Genomic DNA, 14,370 nt, shown 5'->3' with positions numbered 1-14,370 from the left:
CGGAAAAGCGGGCAACCGGGTAAGCGGGTAAGCGGGTAAGCGCGGGGATCAGAAGACGTCGGGGCACCAGGGCCGGCGTGGGGTGCGGAACAGGGCGTCGGCTGTCCTGGCCGCACCCGTTCGGTGTTCGGAGACACGGCCGAGGGCGGCGAGGCGGACCGGGGACTCGTCGCCGAGGTAGAGGCAGCCGAGGTCGGCGACGGACAGGGAGAGGTCGGCGGAGGCCGAGGTGGGGGTGCAGGAGGCGGCGCCCGAGGGCGAGGTCTCCAGGAGGAAACGGCCGCCGGCCAGGCCCGCGGGGTCGTGGACGTCGAGGACGAGGGCGGCGGGGCCGCCCGCGTAGGTGCGGGCGGACAGGGCGGCGGGCACGTCGAGCATCCGCAGCCACATGAAGTCGGCGTAGGTCTCGGTGCGGGCGGCGCGCGGGTCGCCGAGGAGCAGCGGCAGGAGGTCGTCGGGCGCGCGGTGGCCGGACTTCAGCAGCGTCACCCAGTCCAGCGCGAGCAGGAAGCGCCACAGCGCGGTCTCGGCGGCCGGGGAGGCGGCGATCAGCCCGTGCACGCTCAGCTCGACCTTGGGGAACTTGCCCGGCCAGTGCTCTTCCTTGGCGGCGTACGCGGCCAGGCCGTCGACCCGGCCGTCGGCGTCGCGGTAGACCACGAAGAAGGGCTCGGTCCACGGCTGGGAGTCCAACGGCCGCTGTCCGGTGTTGACTTCCCACCAGTAGGGGGTGCGGTTGATCGCGCCGGGCGTCACCGCGCGGACCCGCTCGTGCAGCGCGGGGCCGACCTTGCGTACGTCCTCGACGGTCACGAGGTCCACCCGGCCGCCGTCGGTCGGACCCGCCCAGCGCCGGTCGAGGCCCGCGCGCGGCACGTCGATCTCCCAGTCCGTCACCCAGGTCGCCGCGCCGAAGCCGTACCGTCCGTAGATCGGATATTCGGCCGCGACCAGGATCGACACCGGCTCGCCGCGCTCCTTGGCGGCGGCCAGGTCGGCCGCCATCATCCGGCTGGCCAGGCCGCGGCGGCGGTGCGTGCCGGTCACGGACACGTTCGTGACGGCGGAGGCCGCGACGGCCGCGCCGCCGGGCACGGTGAGCTGACGCGGCATGCTGCGGAAGGTCGCCACACAGCGGCCCTGGTCGAAAGCGCCCTGCGTCCGGCTCAGGTCGAACGCGGCCCTACGGGCCTCGACCTCCGCCGCGCTCACCGAGGGCGCGAGATGGAAGCCGGCGAGCTTGGCCCGCACCCAGTCGGCGACGTCGGATTCGGCCAGCGTGCGGATCTCAGGGCTCGAGGTCATACGCGCACGCTACGGACGCCCCCGGCCGTCCGCACCCGAATTTCGGCCGGGGAGCCGCCGGGCGCGCCGACCCGCCGTCACCCCGCGCCGAACCGCCCTCACCCCGCGCCGAACCGCGCCGGGCCGCCCCACCGCGTCCGACGGCACCGCCCTCACCCGTCCGACAGCAGGTCGTCCACCTTCGCCTCGCCCTCCCGGTACCGCCGGGTGATCTCCGCGCTGCACCCGTCCACCGTCTGCTGGAGGGCCTGGCGGCGGCGTGAGACCTGCTGCTCGTTGCGGACCAGGCGGCCCATCGCCGCGTCCAGCTCCGGGTCGGTGCGGGCGTCGAGGTCGGACAGCTCCACCTCGGCGAGCATGTCCTCGGCGAGCTGCCGCACCCGCTCGGTCAGCGGGGTGCCGAGCGTGACGTGGCGGGCGGAGGAACGGACCCGCGAAGGCCCGTCGGTCAGGATCTCCGAGAGCCGGTCGAGCACGGGCGACGTACTCGGCGCGTCGGGGCCCTGCCCCGCGGCCGTACCGCGCGCGTCCCGCCCGCTGCGCCTGGCCTGCTCGGCCTGGAGGATGTCGATCCTGCCGTGCAGCATCCGCCGCAGATACGACAGGTCGGCCTCCTCCTGCTGCGCGTCCCTGCGCAGGGCGCGCAGCGCGCCCAGGTCGAGCGCGCCGAGGTCGGGCGCGGGCAGGTCGGCGAGCGGGTTGCGCGGCGCGGGCGTGCGCAGCGGACCCCGTGAACCCAGCGGACCAGATCCGTCGGCCTTCAGCATGCGGTGGCCCTTCGTGGTGGGCGCCGTCGGTACGGCAGTGCCGGAAGTCTCTCCAGCGCCGGAAGTGGTCATGCCTGTTGTCCCCTCCGTGGCGGCGCCTGCGCCGCCACCCTTCCGATGCTGCCACCTGCCCCTGTCACCCCGCAGCGACTCTGCACCCGAACGGCCGTCGCAACTGTTGTGCGAAGCCGCCGACCGGGCGTACGTTCCCCTCCCCGCGCTCCCCCTCACCCGTGTGGGTGGCGTGCGGGCGCGGCAGGCCACAATGGGCGCATGCGAGCGGTGGCCCAGCGGGTGAGCGAAGCGGAAGTCGTGGTCGACGGGGAGAGCGTCGGTGCCATTACGGGGCCCGGCCTGTGCGTCCTGGTCGGCGTGACGCACGACGACACGAAGGAGAAGGCCGCGGCGCTGGCCCGCAAGTTGTGGACGCTGCGGATCCTGCCCGACGAGCGGTCCTGTTCCGACATCGGCGGCCCGCTGCTCGTCATCAGCCAGTTCACGCTTTACGGTGACGCCCGGAAGGGTCGCCGCCCCACCTGGAACGCCGCGGCGCCCGGCGACCTCGCCGAGCCTCTGGTCGACGAGGTCGTCGCCCAGCTCAGGGCGCTCGGCGCGACCGTCGAGACGGGCCGGTTCGGCGCGGAGATGAAGGTCTCGCTGACGAACGACGGCCCGTTCACAGTGGTCATCGACATGTGAGGCGGCACCCGCGCCCCGAATTGCCACACGCGCCAACGGACCTACGGCGCCACGACCGTCTCCTGCGACGCCGCCGTCTGCTCCGCCATCAGCACCGCGTCCTCCGGCGTGTTCCGCTTCACCAGGGCCAGTGCGATCGGCCCCAGCTCCCAGTGCCGGGCCGAGGACGTGACGAAGCCGATCGCGCGGCCGTCCTCGCCGTCCGAGGCGAGCCGGACCGGGGCGCCGTGGCCCGGCAGCCGCACCTCGCTGCCGTCCAGGTGCAGGAAGACCAGACGGCGCGGCGGGCGGCCGAGGTTCTGGACGCGGGCGACCGTCTCCTGTCCGCGGTAGCAGCCCTTCTGGAGGTGCACCGCGGTCTCCAGCCAGCCCAGCTCGTGCGGGATCGTACGATGATCGGTCTCCAGGCCCAGCCGCGGCCGGTGCGCCTCGATACGCAGCGCCTCCAGGGCCAGCGCGCCGATCGGCGGCGCGGCCTTCGCGGCGAAGGACTCCAGCTCGGCGCGCGGCACGAAGACGTCCCGGCCGTACGCGGTCTCCCGCACGGCCCACTCCGACGGCACCGCCGTGATCGAACCGGCGGGCAGGTACACCACCGCGTAAGCGTCCGTGGCGTCCGCGGTCTCGACGCGGTAGAAGAACTTCATGCTCTCCAGGTAGGCGAGCAGCGCGCCCTGCGTGCCGGGCTCGACGTGCATCCAGGTCGTGGTGCCGTCGTCCACCAGGTAGAGGGCGTGCTCGATGTGGCCGTTCGCCGACAGGACCAGCGCCTCGGTCGCCTGCCGGGGGGGAAGTTTCTCGACGTGCTGGGTGAGCAGCAGGTGCAGCCAGGACAGCCGGTCGTCGCCGGACACCGTCACCACACCGCGGTGCGACTGGTCCACGAAGCCGGTGCCGTCCGCGAGGGCGCGCTGCTCGCGGAAGAGGTCGCCGTAGTGCGCGGCCACTCCCTCGTCGGGGCCCTCGGCGAGGACAGCGCCGGGCAGCGACAGCAAAGGACTCTTCTTCACGCCGGTGGTCGCGCCGTCCGTCATGTTCACGCCGTCAGTCATGCCGTCAAGACTACGACTCCGCGCCGGTGCTACGACTCCGCGTCCGAACGCCTGTCCGCGCAGTCCCGGCAGCGGCCGAATATGGCGAAGTGCTTCATGTCCGTCTCGAAGCCCAGCTCCGCGCGCAGCCCGTCCTTCAGCGGCTCGGCCAGCGCGACCGGCACCTCCGTGACGGAGTCGCAGTCGCGGCAGACCAGGTGCATGTGGTCGTGCCGGTCGGCGAGGTGGTACGTGGGGGCGCCGTGGCCGAGGTGGGCGTGGCTGACCAGGTCCAGCTCTTCCAGCAGCTCAAGGGTCCGGTAGACGGTGGAGATGTTGATCCCCGAGGCGGTCTTGCGGACCTCGCACAGGATGTCGTCGGGCGTCGCGTGCTCCAGTACGTCCACGGCCTCCAGCACGAGCTGGCGCTGGGGCGTGAGCCGGTAGCCGCGCTGCCGCAGATCGGTCTTCCAGTCGATGGTCACCACACGGCCAGTGTAGGACCGTCCCGGAAAGCCGACCGTCCCGGAAAGGCGCCCTGGCTTCCCCGGCGTACGCGGGGCGCGGACCCGGGCGTACGCGCGATGCCGGGGCGTACGGCCGGCTCCGCCTCCGTGGAGCCCGGCCTACTTGAAGAAGGCGATGCCGTCGTCCGGCAGGTCCTTCAGGTCGGCGGCCCACTCCCGCGGGTCCACGACCTTCTTCAGGTGCGCCGACATGTACGCGCGCAGCGGCACCGCGGGGGTGGCCTTCTCGCCGACCCACATCAGGTCGCTGTTCACGTACCCGTACAGCCGCTTGCCGCCGCTGTAGTCGGGCGCGCCCGCGAGCCGTGCCACGGCGTCCGTGACCAGGTCGATCTGCGGCTTGCCGTCGGCCAGCTCGCCGGTCCAGATCTCCACGACGCCCTCGTCACGCGTGGTGGTGACGTCGACCTTGCGGTCCTTGTCGATCCGCCAGAAGCCGCTCTCGCTCTCCAGCGGCCTGACCTTCTTGCCCGCCTCGTCCAGCACCCACGAGTGCGAGGTGTACTCCAGGAACGGGCGGCCGTCGTGCGTGAAGACGACCTCCTGCCCGAAGTTGCACTTCTCGGAGCCCGGGAAGTCGTGGACGCCCGCGCCCTCCCACCGGCCGAGCAGGAACACCAGCGGTACGAGGTCGGGGTGCAGGTCGGACGGGATCTCGATCATGTCAGCGCTGGCCCTGGTAGAGCTTCTTCACCGCGTAGAACGCGAAGAGCGCGACGCCCAGGCAGACGAGCACGAGCAGGGCGTCGTAGACATACTCAATTTGCACGGGACGTGCTCCTCGGACGGATCATGCGGACGGGCCGCGCACGAGTCTAGTGCGCCGCCCGTCCGAAGGCGCGGCCAGGCCGCGTGACGTGCGCCCCAGCGCCCCGCCCCGCCGCCCCGCCGCCCGCGGCTTCAGGCACTCAGCCGAGCAGCTGCGCCTGAAGCCGTACGGTCTGGCGGAACGGCACCGCGGGTGTGCCCCGCTTGACGCCCGCCTGCCGGCCGGTCGACTGCACGACCAGCGCCAGCGTGTCCCCGGCGTGGACGAAGGCGTACCGCGTCGCCGTGTCGTCGTACGGCGGGGTCTGGGCGTACGCGGAGACGGTGACGGGGACGGGCAGGGAGTCCGACTCCACGGAGTTGTCGCCCTCCTTGCTGTCGACGCCGGTCAGCGTCGTGTACTCGGCGCTGGTGGCGTAGTCACCGGCGTAGGCGGTGCTGATGAACTGCACGAGGTAGATCTGCGTACGGGTGCCGTCCGGCATGGACCAGGCGCGGCCCGCGATGTGCCGCAGGCCCTGTGCCGTGAGCGTGGTCCCGGCGGCGGCGCGGTCGCCGACGTCGAACCGCCCGACGTAGTCCTCGGCGGGCACCCAGCCCTTGACGCCGGGCAGCATGGTGTCCTCGACGGCGCCTTCGGGCAGCGGCAGCAGCAGTGACCTGAGGTCGGCGTAGTGGCGGCCCGAGGGGTTGACGCCCGTGTCCAGCGCGCCCGGCTTGCCCGCGGGCAGCTTCGGCAGCGCCAGCGGCGGAAACGTCCACCGTCCGTCGTCCGGCGTCTTGAGCCCCGGCACCTTCGTCCGCTCCGGCTGCGTCACCGCGTACGCCGTCGCCCCGCCGAACGCCGCGAAGACCAGAACGGCGGCCGTCCACCGCGCCAGCGCCAGCAGCCGCCGCCTCGGGCGGCGGGCCACGGGAAGGAGGTGCGGCTCGACGGCCGGCGCGCCGCCGGGCCCCTGGGACTCCGGCCGGGACTCGGAAAGCCGCTCCGGCTGAGACGGCGGCTGCGGCGCGAGGGGGGTGGCGGGCTCAGCCGCAGGCGAATTGTCGGGCATCAGACGGCCTCTCCCGGGTCCTTGATGCGGTCGAGTTGCTGGGCGAGGAGTTTGGCGGCCTCGTTCTTCTGGAGCGGGACGACACCGGAGGCGGTGACCGTGACCATGAGGTCGCCCTCGGTGGCCTGGCAGAGCATCTCGTCGAGTTTTTCGCCGGGCTCGGTCGGCGGCAGCACGCACGTCGCGCCGGGGTGGCCGTCGATCGTGGGCCCGTTGCGGAAGACGCCCAGCGCCTTGGTGAACTCGGTGAAGTAGTCGGTCTGGGCGTGCGCCGCCGACTTGTTCTTCATCTGGACGATCTCGATCTCGACGATCAGATTCTCGATCGACCGGTACGTCCGCATGCCCGCGCCCTCGATGTGCAGCTGCGCGAGAGCCTTCTCCGTCTTCGCGCGCTGCTTCTTCGTCAGCCCGCCGAGGTCGCCCTTGACCAGGTCGGCGGCCTTCGCCGCGTTCAGTTCCACGTCGTTGCCGAAGCCCTCGACGTCCGGCCCCGGCCCGTAACCGGCGGGCATCGGCAGCAGCAGCTCGCTCAGGCTGCCGTAGTGGCTGCCGCCGGACTTCGCGCCGAAGTCCTCGGTGGCGGTCGGCGCGGGCGGCGTCCAGGGCGTGGCCACGGCGGGCTTGGCCGACGTGCCGTCGTCGCGCTGCTTCAGCACCGCGTAGCCGATCCCCCCGCCCGCCGCGACGGCCACCAGCGCGCCGACGGCGATCAGCGCGGGCCCGCGCCGCGACCGTACGGGAGCGGGCACGGGTGCCGGAGCGGGCAGGGGTACCGCCGGGGGCCCGAAGGGGGCGGCGGGGAGGGACGGCGGTACGTTCTCGGGCTCGTCGGTCACAGCCGCTCCAGTTGCCGCTTGATGAGGGACAGGACGGCCTTGACCTTGACCGGGTGCTCCGAGTCCAGGACGACCTCGACGAAGAGGTTGCCGACGCGGGCGAATCCGATGCCCCGGTACTGGGGCAGATAGCCGTCGCTCTCGTACGGCATTCCCGAGCCCCACGCCTGGCCGTCGGCGGTGCCGGGCACGGGCGCGTTGTGGGCGAAGTGCGGGTTGGTGCCCGCGGCTCCCACCTGCTCGGTGAGGTGCCTGCCGGTGTACAGGGTCGCCTCGTCACGGAACTGCACGACTTCCACATGGGAGAAGTCGTGGCGGGCGTCCGTCCAGCCGGCGCCCGCCACCCGGCGGAAGTCGTTCTGGGCCAGCCGGGTGAAGGCGATGTCGGGGCGGCCGTAGCCGTCGGCGTATTCGACCAGCGACTGCCAGCCGCGTTCCAGCTCCTTCGTGCCCTTCGTCTTCGGTGTCGGCACGAGCAGTTTCAGCAGGTCGCCGTCGTAGACCGCGTTCCGGTCCTGGGCGACGGGGAGGGCCGGGACGTCCGGGCCCGTCCCCTTCGGCTGCGCCAGCGCGGGGCCGGTCAGCGGGGGCAGCGGCGTCGGCTCACGGTCGTGCTGGATCTTGTAGCCCACGCCGCCCCCGGCCAGCACGCCGAGCACCAGCGCGGCGGCGATCAACAGCGTCGTGCGCCCGCGCGGGCGCGGCGGGTGCGGCGGGTGCGGCGGCGTGGGCGGGAGGCCCGGCGCGGGCGGCAGGGGCGGGAAGTCCGGCGCGGGCGGCGCCTCGGGCTCCGGCTCGGGGCCCCGCTCCTGGGCAGGGGTGTCTTCGGACAGGGACAAGGGGATCTCCACGAGATGGTTCGGAAGGAGAAGGTCGCGCGGCCGGACCCGAGGTCAGTGACCGGTCTTCAGCCGCTGGAACTGGGCGTCGAGCAGGCGCTGGACCAGCGCGGCGGACGGTGCCTTGCCGCCGGTCAGGGTGATCGTGATGTGGACGTCGCCCTGGTGGGCGACGGCGACCACGGCGCTGGTGCTCTCGGCCGAGGAGGACTGGAGGTTGTAGGCGCGGGCCGGATAGGCGGTGGTCAGCGGAATCCGGGCACCCTGGTACGAGTGCTGCGCGTCGTACGCGGCGGTCTGTTCCGCGCTGCCGAAGCGGATCAGCCGGGCGCTGACCTCGAAGGCCCCGTCCCCTGTGAGGTAGGTGCGGTAGGCGCCGGCCCGGAAGCCGTACGTCTTCAGGGCCGCTCGGGCGTCGGACGGGTCGGAGGCGCTGCCCGCGATGTCGTCGGCGGTGTACGGCGAACCGTCCGGGTCGCCGTAGACGTCGGCGTCCGAGGGCGCGGGGAGCAGGAAGAAGCGCAGGTCACCGGTGTGGACGCCGTGCGAGACCCGGCCCGGGACGCGCGCGGCGGCCGTAGGGGGTGCCGTAGAGGGCGTGGCCGCGCCGGTCGTCGGGGCCGCTGCCGCGGCGGAGGGCCTGGCGGGCGGCGCGACGGACGCGTCGGCGTGGCCGGAGGAGGAGCCGAGGGCGACGACCGCCCCCGCTGTCACGGCAGCCACGGCGACCAGTCCGGCCACGGCGCCGAACAGCGCGCCACGGCCGCGGCGGCGTACGCCACCGTCGTTCAGTTCCACAGAAGCCCCCCCGGGCGTACACGCGTGCGATGCACGCGGACTCGCATTATGTCGAGACGACACAGCGGCTTCACAACGAAATTTGCCGACGCCTGCGTGACGTACGACACAACCGGAGGGCAGAGGTGCCACCGGTACGGGTGCGGTGCGGCTCCGGGACGGCTGCGCCTACGCTGGCCGGATGGCGAAGAAGCTCGTGATCAAGGTGACGGCGGGCGCCGACGCGCCCGAGCGGTGCTCGCAGGCGTTCACGGTGGCGGCGGTCGCGGTGGCCAGCGGAGTGGAGGTCTCGCTCTGGCTGACCGGTGAGTCCGCGTGGTTCGCGCTGCCCGGCCGCGCGGCGGAGTTCGAGCTGCCGCACGCGGCGCCGCTGCCGGATCTGATCGACGCGGTGCTCGCCGCCGGGCAGGTCACCTTGTGCTCGCAGTGCGCGGCCCGCCGTGACATCAAGGAACAGGACGTCATCGCGGGCGTACGGATCGCGGGCGCGCAGCTCTTCGTCAGCGAGATCATGCCGGACGGCGTGCAGGCGCTGGTCTACTGAAGGCGCGGGCGCTACGGCGGACCGCCGCGGTCCAGCTCGTCCCACCACCGGTCGGACTCCGGGTCGCCGGACGAACCGTAGCTCTGGCGCTCGGACCGCGCCGGGGTCATCCTCCGGTGCTCCTCCATCGAGGTCGCGCCCGGCGGGGGCGGGTCATCGCGCTCTTTCCCGGTCGGCTTGCGCTCCTCGGGCCGCAGCGGCTCCTCGTCCCACCACCGGTCCTCAGGGCCCTTCCGGTTCGCCACGATCGCCGCGACCGGCGGGATCACCATCGCCACCAGGCACATCGCGATGGCCGCCGGCACCGACCAGATGCGGACAACCGACCACGCCATGACGAACAGCACCACGCAGGTGCCCATCATGGCGAAATACCAGTGACGGCGACGCGCGTTCACCCTTCAACGGTACGTCCGCCACGCCGGATCAGCACCCGCCGCGCACCCCCGCCGGACGGAGTCCGGCACAGCAGAGCGGCGGCTTTGGGCGGGAACAGCGAAGGGCCGCGCCCCCTTGCGCGGGGTGCGGCCCTTCACGGCGGGGTCAGACCGCGATGGCGACCTCGGACGGGGCGCCCTGCTGGGCGACGACGGTGCGGTCGACGGTGGCGCCGGGGACGAGGGCGCGGAGCGTCCAGGTACCGGGGGCCGCGAAGAAACGGAACTGCCCGGTCGCGGAGACCGGCACCTCGGCGGTGAACTCGCCGCCGCCGTCGAGCAGCCGGACGTAACCGGTGACCGGCTCGCCGTCGCGGGTCACCGACCCCTGGATGATCGTCTCTTTCGCCACGTCAACTCCTGCCAGATCGGGCCCACCGGCCTTGGCTCCACACATAACGTTCAGTCCTCCGGGGTCAGTTGGAGCCGAGCTCGATCGGAACGCCGACCAGCGAGCCGTATTCGGTCCACGAGCCGTCGTAGTTCTTGACGTTGGCCTGGCCGAGCAGCTCGTGCAGCACGAACCAGGTGAGCGCGGAGCGCTCGCCGATGCGGCAGTACGCGATGGTGTCCTTGGCCAGATCGACCTGCTCCTCGGCGTACAGCGCCGTCAGCTCGTCGTCCGACTTGAAGGTGCCGTCGTCGTTGGCGTTCTTCGACCACGGGATGTTGCGGGCGCTCGGCACGTGGCCGGGGCGCTGCGACTGCTCCTGCGGGAGGTGCGCCGGGGCGAGCAGCTTGCCGGAGAACTCGTCGGGCGAGCGGACGTCGACCAGGTTCAGCGAACCGATCGCGGCCACGACGTCGTCGCGGTAGGCGCGGATCGAGGTGTCCTGCTCCTTGGCCTTGTACGTGGTCGCGGGGCGCTCGGGCACGTCAACGGCCAGGTCGCGGGAGTCCAGCTCCCACTTCTTGCGGCCGCCGTCGAGCAGCTTCACGGAGTCGTGGCCGTACAGCTTGAAGTACCAGTAGGCGTAGGAGGCGAACCAGTTGTTGTTGCCGCCGTAGAGCACCACGGTGTCGTCGTTGGCGATGCCCTTGGCGGACAGCAGCGCCTCGAAGCCGGCCTGGTCCACGAAGTCGCGGCGGACCGGGTCCTGGAGGTCGGTCTTCCAGTCGATGCGGACGGCGTTCTTGATGTGGTTCTTGTCGTAGGCCGAGGTGTCCTCGTCGACCTCGACAATGACCACCTTGGGGTCGTCGATGTGGGCCTCGACCCAGTCGGCGTCCACCAGGACGTCACTGCGGCTCATCTTGTTTCTCCTCCGGGGCAGTACGGATGTGCGGTGCGCGACGGGCGCGCGGGGCTTGCGAGGGATACGCGATGCGCGTGATGCGCGGGGATTCGCCTGGCAGGCAGGGGAGGCAGGCTGCGCCGGGGGCCGTTACGGCCGGCATCGGCACGGAGGAACCGCCACCCCTAGGGCATGCGACAGAGCATGGCGGCGACGCGGCACAGGTCGACTGCCCGCCGCTTCGTGAGATCCGCCTGTCGCTTCATGGTCCCGATCGTAGGGATATCAACCCGTAGGTGTCACCGTCGTGTCATATACCGAGACAAGATTGTCCGCATGGCGGAATCACCATGTCACGCAACCCGTGTCTCGGCCCGTCCGGCGGCCTGCCGACGGCGTACGAGCGGCTTAATACCCCATGCCGGACCGTTCCGAACCACCCGATCGGGCGATACGGTCACCCCGCCCACCTGCGGAGGACTGCGGTACGGACACCGCCGTCTCAGTTGGCGAGAACGACGTTCTTGCCGCCCGCCGCCACCGACAGCCCGTCCGGCGTGCTGGTCACGGACGTCAGCGCGATCCCGGAGGGCAGGTGGGTGAGCTGCCGGGTGAAGTCGATCTGCTGCCGCACCTGGTCCTCCAGGCCCAGCTCGGTGAACGCCTTCGGCAGCTCCGCCGCCTGGAGGCCGATCTCGTCGGCGCCGCGCACCGTCACCTCGCTGAGCACGCTCAGCCTCGCGCCCATGAACTCGCCGGTGATCTTGACCAGCGCGCCGCCGTCCTTGCTCTTGGCGTCGCCCGCCGACGAGACCGTGATCCCGGTGGGCGCGGCCTTCGTCAGGTCCTCGTAGGTGAGGAAGGCGATGCCGTCGGCGGTGTCCGCGACCGCCCGCCGGTAGCTGTCGGAGAGCCGTACGCCGTGCAGGTCGGCGTGGAAGGAGTCGATCCGCAGGGTCTGCTCGCCGTTGCCCGCCGCGATGTCCTTCGCGGAGATCTTGACCTCGTCCAGCTTGCCGCCGGCGGCCTGGGTGAGGAACGGGAAGCCCTCGATGGACACCTTGGGCTTGGTGGTCAGGCCCTCGGTGAGCGCGGCGCGGTCGGCGGCCTTGTTCTGCGCCACCGACACCGTGATCCGGTCGGCCGCGACGAAGAGGCCGCCGAGGATCACCAGGACGATCAGAACTGTCCGCGCCACTCGCATGTGCTGTCGCTCCCCGCTCGTTCCCCGCTGATCTCCCCTCAGCCCTGACGGCGGGGCAGACCCGACGGTTCCCCGCGCGGCCAACCGTTACCGCGGCTCAATCCGCCCTTCACACGGTGCGCACGTGACCTGTGCGCCGCCTGTGCGAACAATTCACCGCCCACGGGGACGGACCACCGCCCGGGCAGACGGATCACCGCCCGCGCGGACGGATCACCGCGCGGGCGGATCGAGCCGGTGGTCGCCGTCAGCCCGTGAGGACGCGGCCGAGGATGTAGACGGCCGGGGCCGCGGCGGTCAGCGGCAGCGCCACACCCGCGGTGAAGTGCACGAAGCGGGACGGGAAGTCGTAGCTGGCGACCCGCAGGCCGATCAGCGCGCAGACACCGCAGGCCGCGGCGAGCAGGACGGCGTCCCCGCCGCTCATCCCGGTGGCCGGTCCGGTGGCGAAGCCGGTGGCCGCGGCGGCCAGCAGCGCCACGACGACGGAGGCCGCGCCCGGCAGCGGGAGGGCGCGGACGAGGGCCGCCAGGGCCACCGCGACGGCGCCGACCACGACCGGATCGGACCCGGCGTCGGAGGCCGCGGTGGCGAGGTAGCCCGCCGCGACGACCGTGAGCAGCGTGGACGCGGAGGTCGCCGTCAGCGAGGACATGCGTTCGTCGGCCGAGCCGTGGTGCCGCAGTTGCAGGACGAGCACGAGGAGCAGCCATACGCCGAGGGTGCCGATCAGCACCGCGGGGCCGTGGTCGTCACCGGCGATCAGCAGGCCGATGTCGGCGGTCACGCCGGACAGGAACGCCAGCGCGATGCCCTGCCGGGCGGGCCACATGCCGTTGAGCCGGAACCATCCGGCCGCCGTCACCGCCTGGAGCACCACCAGCAGCACCGCGAGGCCCGGCTTGCCGAGCGCCGCGCCGCCCGCCATCAGCAGGCCGAGCGCCGCCGTCAGCGCCGCGGGCTCCAGCCCGGGGGCGATGATCGGTGAGCCGGTCCTGACCGGTGCCTGCGGCTGCCCCTGGGCCTGGGACTGGCCCTGGCCCTGGCCCTGGCCCTGGCCCTGGCCCTGGCCCTGGTCGCCGTGTCTGCCCGGCGTCTGCTGCGGCAGGCTCTCGACCACCGGCAGCACGGCGGTCTGCTCGACCCCGCCCGCCTGCGGGTGCGGGTGCGCCGCCCCCTGGGCCCAGTCCGCGCCTCCCGCGTGCCCGCCCCACGCGTCCCCGGGCGTCGGCGGCGCGTACGGCGCCCCCGGCTCCGAGTACGGCGGCATGGGCCCGGCCAGCGGCTCCGGCACGTACGTCCGGCCCCCGTCCGGGTGGTCCCCGTACTCGCGCGCGCCATACCCCTCGTCGTGGCCGCCGACCGGATAGACCCCGGCCCCCTGACCGGCGTGCCGGCCGCCGCCGTCCTGACCGTCACCGGCGTACGCGCCACCGGGCGCCGCGTACCCCTGACCCGCGTATCCCTGACCCGCGTATCCCTGACCCGCGGGCCCGCCGGGTGCCTGGCCGCCGTACGAACCGCCGCCGGTTCCGCCGTACCCGGCGTCCTGGCCCGCGCCGTGGCCGCCGCCCGGATACGCGGCCCCGCCGTTGTCCCCGGGCGCTCCGTACCCCGCGGCCGGGTAGCCCTCGGACGCCTGGCCGCCGTACGGGCCACCGTGGGTGCCGTACCCGGAGTCGTGTCCCTCGGGTGCGTAAGAACCGGGTCCGTAGGAACCGGGGGCCTGGGGGCCGGGCGCGTAGGAACCGGGGCCGTGGCCCTCGGCCGGGTACGTGCCGGGGAGCTGACCGCCGTAGCCGGGGTCGTAGCCACCGCCGGTACTCGCGTCACCCGGGGCTCGGTGCCTGGCGTGGTTCGGGTCGGACGGGGAGCGGCCGTCGTGGTCGCCCTGGGCGGTGTCCGGGTCCGCGGGCCGGCGGCCGGATTCGTCGCCGGGCTGGAAGCCGTGCCATTCGTTGGTCATGTCATCCTCCCGCGAACGGTGGGAGGACCTCCACCGTGCCGCCGTCGGCCAGTTTGACCGAAGTGTGGTCCCGGGTGCCGACGGGGTTGCCGTCGACGAGGTAGGAGCTGCGCAGCAGGACGCGGGCGAACTCCGGGCGCTGGGCGTGCCGTTCGCGTGCGGCGGCCAGGGCGTCGGCGAGGGTCGCCGCGCGGTACGGCTCCTCCGCCGTGCCCGCGGCGGCCTTGGCTGCGGCCCAGTAGCGGATCGTGCCCGCCGCCGGGCGCGCGGCCGTGTCGGGTGCGGCCATCGCGGCTCCGTCCTTCGTTCTGTCCTGTGCTCGCCGTACGTGTCTCTCGCCGTACGTGTCTCTCGCC

At 72.9% G+C, this 14,370-nt stretch carries 18 protein-coding genes; 2 read left to right on the top strand and 16 right to left on the bottom strand.

The window, feature by feature from the left end; all coding sequences use genetic code 11:
• Positions 1–48 precede the first annotated feature (48 nt).
• Both ABZX65_RS21075 and ABZX65_RS21070 read right to left on the bottom strand, forming a co-directional pair.
• Positions 49–1,305: a GNAT family N-acetyltransferase gene (locus ABZX65_RS21075; protein ID WP_355341946.1), complete on the bottom strand. Its 1,257-nt coding sequence runs from the start codon at positions 1,303–1,305 to the stop codon at positions 49–51.
• A 152-nt stretch (positions 1,306–1,457) separates the two neighbouring features.
• Positions 1,458–2,072 carry an ABC transporter substrate-binding protein gene (locus ABZX65_RS21070; RefSeq protein ID WP_355342334.1) on the bottom strand — a complete coding sequence of 205 codons (615 nt, stop codon included), beginning with the start codon at positions 2,070–2,072 and terminating at the stop codon, positions 1,458–1,460.
• 273 nt (positions 2,073–2,345) lie between these two features.
• On the opposite strand from ABZX65_RS21070, the gene dtd reads away from it, so the two are divergent.
• Positions 2,346–2,771, top strand: a complete 426-nt coding sequence (dtd, locus tag ABZX65_RS21065) for a D-aminoacyl-tRNA deacylase (protein ID WP_355341943.1) — start codon at positions 2,346–2,348, stop codon at positions 2,769–2,771.
• Positions 2,772–2,812: 41 nt separating this feature from the next.
• Here the strand turns inward: dtd and ABZX65_RS21060 are convergent, their stop codons facing one another.
• The 7 genes from ABZX65_RS21060 to ABZX65_RS21030 form a co-directional block, all read right to left on the bottom strand.
• The gene (locus ABZX65_RS21060; RefSeq protein ID WP_355341940.1) at positions 2,813–3,823 is read right to left on the bottom strand and encodes a folate-binding protein; all 1,011 of its coding nucleotides are present in this window, start codon (positions 3,821–3,823) and stop codon (positions 2,813–2,815) included.
• Between the two features lie 29 nt (positions 3,824–3,852).
• Entirely contained in the window at positions 3,853–4,290 is a 438-nt protein-coding gene (locus ABZX65_RS21055; protein WP_355341937.1) for a Fur family transcriptional regulator, read from the bottom strand.
• Between the two features lie 138 nt (positions 4,291–4,428).
• A complete protein-coding gene (locus ABZX65_RS21050; RefSeq protein ID WP_355341934.1) occupies positions 4,429–4,992 on the bottom strand; it encodes an FABP family protein in 564 nt (187 codons plus the stop codon).
• A 245-nt stretch (positions 4,993–5,237) separates the two neighbouring features.
• Positions 5,238–6,152 (bottom strand): hypothetical protein, encoded by a 915-nt coding sequence (locus tag ABZX65_RS21045; RefSeq protein ID WP_355341931.1) that lies wholly within the window; start codon positions 6,150–6,152, stop codon positions 5,238–5,240.
• Entirely contained in the window at positions 6,152–6,991 is an 840-nt protein-coding gene (locus ABZX65_RS21040) for a hypothetical protein (RefSeq protein WP_355341929.1), read from the bottom strand. The genes ABZX65_RS21045 and ABZX65_RS21040 overlap by 1 nt, the downstream gene beginning before the upstream one ends.
• Positions 6,988–7,830, bottom strand: coding sequence for a hypothetical protein (locus ABZX65_RS21035; protein ID WP_355341926.1), 843 nt, complete (start codon positions 7,828–7,830; stop codon positions 6,988–6,990). Before ABZX65_RS21035 ends, ABZX65_RS21040 begins: the two co-directional genes overlap by 4 nt.
• A 54-nt stretch (positions 7,831–7,884) precedes the next feature.
• Complete coding sequence (locus ABZX65_RS21030) at positions 7,885–8,628, bottom strand: hypothetical protein (RefSeq protein WP_355341923.1); 744 nt, start codon at positions 8,626–8,628, stop codon at positions 7,885–7,887.
• A gap of 181 nt (positions 8,629–8,809) precedes the next feature.
• On the opposite strand from ABZX65_RS21030, the gene ABZX65_RS21025 reads away from it, so the two are divergent.
• The gene (locus ABZX65_RS21025) at positions 8,810–9,172 is read left to right on the top strand and encodes a DsrE family protein (protein ID WP_355341920.1); all 363 of its coding nucleotides are present in this window, start codon (positions 8,810–8,812) and stop codon (positions 9,170–9,172) included.
• A gap of 11 nt (positions 9,173–9,183) precedes the next feature.
• Here ABZX65_RS21025 and ABZX65_RS21020 read toward each other — a convergent pair whose 3' ends face one another.
• The 7 genes from ABZX65_RS21020 to ABZX65_RS20990 form a co-directional block, all read right to left on the bottom strand.
• On the bottom strand, positions 9,184–9,570 hold the full coding sequence (locus ABZX65_RS21020; protein ID WP_355341917.1) for a DUF3099 domain-containing protein: 387 nt from the start codon (positions 9,568–9,570) through the stop codon (positions 9,184–9,186).
• Positions 9,571–9,715: 145 nt separating this feature from the next.
• On the bottom strand, positions 9,716–10,006 hold the full coding sequence (locus ABZX65_RS21015; protein ID WP_355341914.1) for a DUF1416 domain-containing protein: 291 nt from the start codon (positions 10,004–10,006) through the stop codon (positions 9,716–9,718).
• Between the two features lie 19 nt (positions 10,007–10,025).
• Entirely contained in the window at positions 10,026–10,862 is an 837-nt protein-coding gene (locus ABZX65_RS21010; RefSeq protein ID WP_355341911.1) for a sulfurtransferase, read from the bottom strand.
• Positions 10,863–11,029: 167 nt separating this feature from the next.
• Positions 11,030–11,110, bottom strand: a complete 81-nt coding sequence (locus tag ABZX65_RS21005; protein ID WP_355342331.1) for a putative leader peptide — start codon at positions 11,108–11,110, stop codon at positions 11,030–11,032.
• 236 nt (positions 11,111–11,346) lie between these two features.
• Positions 11,347–12,048 (bottom strand): DUF2993 domain-containing protein, encoded by a 702-nt coding sequence (locus tag ABZX65_RS21000; RefSeq protein WP_355341908.1) that lies wholly within the window; start codon positions 12,046–12,048, stop codon positions 11,347–11,349.
• Between the two features lie 247 nt (positions 12,049–12,295).
• Positions 12,296–14,014: a hypothetical protein gene (locus ABZX65_RS20995; protein ID WP_355341905.1), complete on the bottom strand. Its 1,719-nt coding sequence runs from the start codon at positions 14,012–14,014 to the stop codon at positions 12,296–12,298.
• Position 14,015: 1 nt separating this feature from the next.
• The gene (locus ABZX65_RS20990) at positions 14,016–14,303 is read right to left on the bottom strand and encodes a MoaD/ThiS family protein (protein ID WP_355341902.1); all 288 of its coding nucleotides are present in this window, start codon (positions 14,301–14,303) and stop codon (positions 14,016–14,018) included.
• Positions 14,304–14,370 lie beyond the last annotated feature (67 nt).

The sequence above is a fragment of the Streptomyces sp. NPDC003300 genome (assembly GCF_040610915.1).
Classification (GTDB): domain Bacteria; phylum Actinomycetota; class Actinomycetes; order Streptomycetales; family Streptomycetaceae; genus Actinacidiphila.
Note: the sequence above shows the minus strand (reverse complement) of the source record. Positions and strands in the feature narration are given on the sequence as shown.

What these genes read in the sequence shown, in the direction of transcription:
- ABZX65_RS21075 (WP_355341946.1), bottom strand. Translation starts at nt 1,305, where the DNA reads ATGACCTCGAGCCCTGAGATCCGCACGCTGGCCGAATCCGACGTCGCC.
- ABZX65_RS21070 (WP_355342334.1), bottom strand. Translation starts at nt 2,072, where the DNA reads ATGCTGAAGGCCGACGGATCTGGTCCGCTGGGTTCACGGGGTCCGCTG.
- dtd (WP_355341943.1), top strand. Translation starts at nt 2,346, where the DNA reads ATGCGAGCGGTGGCCCAGCGGGTGAGCGAAGCGGAAGTCGTGGTCGAC.
- ABZX65_RS21060 (WP_355341940.1), bottom strand. Translation starts at nt 3,823, where the DNA reads ATGACTGACGGCGTGAACATGACGGACGGCGCGACCACCGGCGTGAAG.
- ABZX65_RS21050 (WP_355341934.1), bottom strand. Translation starts at nt 4,992, where the DNA reads ATGATCGAGATCCCGTCCGACCTGCACCCCGACCTCGTACCGCTGGTG.
- ABZX65_RS21045 (WP_355341931.1), bottom strand. Translation starts at nt 6,152, where the DNA reads ATGCCCGACAATTCGCCTGCGGCTGAGCCCGCCACCCCCCTCGCGCCG.
- ABZX65_RS21025 (WP_355341920.1), top strand. Translation starts at nt 8,810, where the DNA reads ATGGCGAAGAAGCTCGTGATCAAGGTGACGGCGGGCGCCGACGCGCCC.
- ABZX65_RS21015 (WP_355341914.1), bottom strand. Translation starts at nt 10,006, where the DNA reads ATGTGTGGAGCCAAGGCCGGTGGGCCCGATCTGGCAGGAGTTGACGTG.
- ABZX65_RS21010 (WP_355341911.1), bottom strand. Translation starts at nt 10,862, where the DNA reads ATGAGCCGCAGTGACGTCCTGGTGGACGCCGACTGGGTCGAGGCCCAC.
- ABZX65_RS21005 (WP_355342331.1), bottom strand. Translation starts at nt 11,110, where the DNA reads ATGAAGCGACAGGCGGATCTCACGAAGCGGCGGGCAGTCGACCTGTGC.
- ABZX65_RS21000 (WP_355341908.1), bottom strand. Translation starts at nt 12,048, where the DNA reads ATGCGAGTGGCGCGGACAGTTCTGATCGTCCTGGTGATCCTCGGCGGC.
- ABZX65_RS20995 (WP_355341905.1), bottom strand. Translation starts at nt 14,014, where the DNA reads ATGACCAACGAATGGCACGGCTTCCAGCCCGGCGACGAATCCGGCCGC.
- ABZX65_RS20990 (WP_355341902.1), bottom strand. Translation starts at nt 14,303, where the DNA reads ATGGCCGCACCCGACACGGCCGCGCGCCCGGCGGCGGGCACGATCCGC.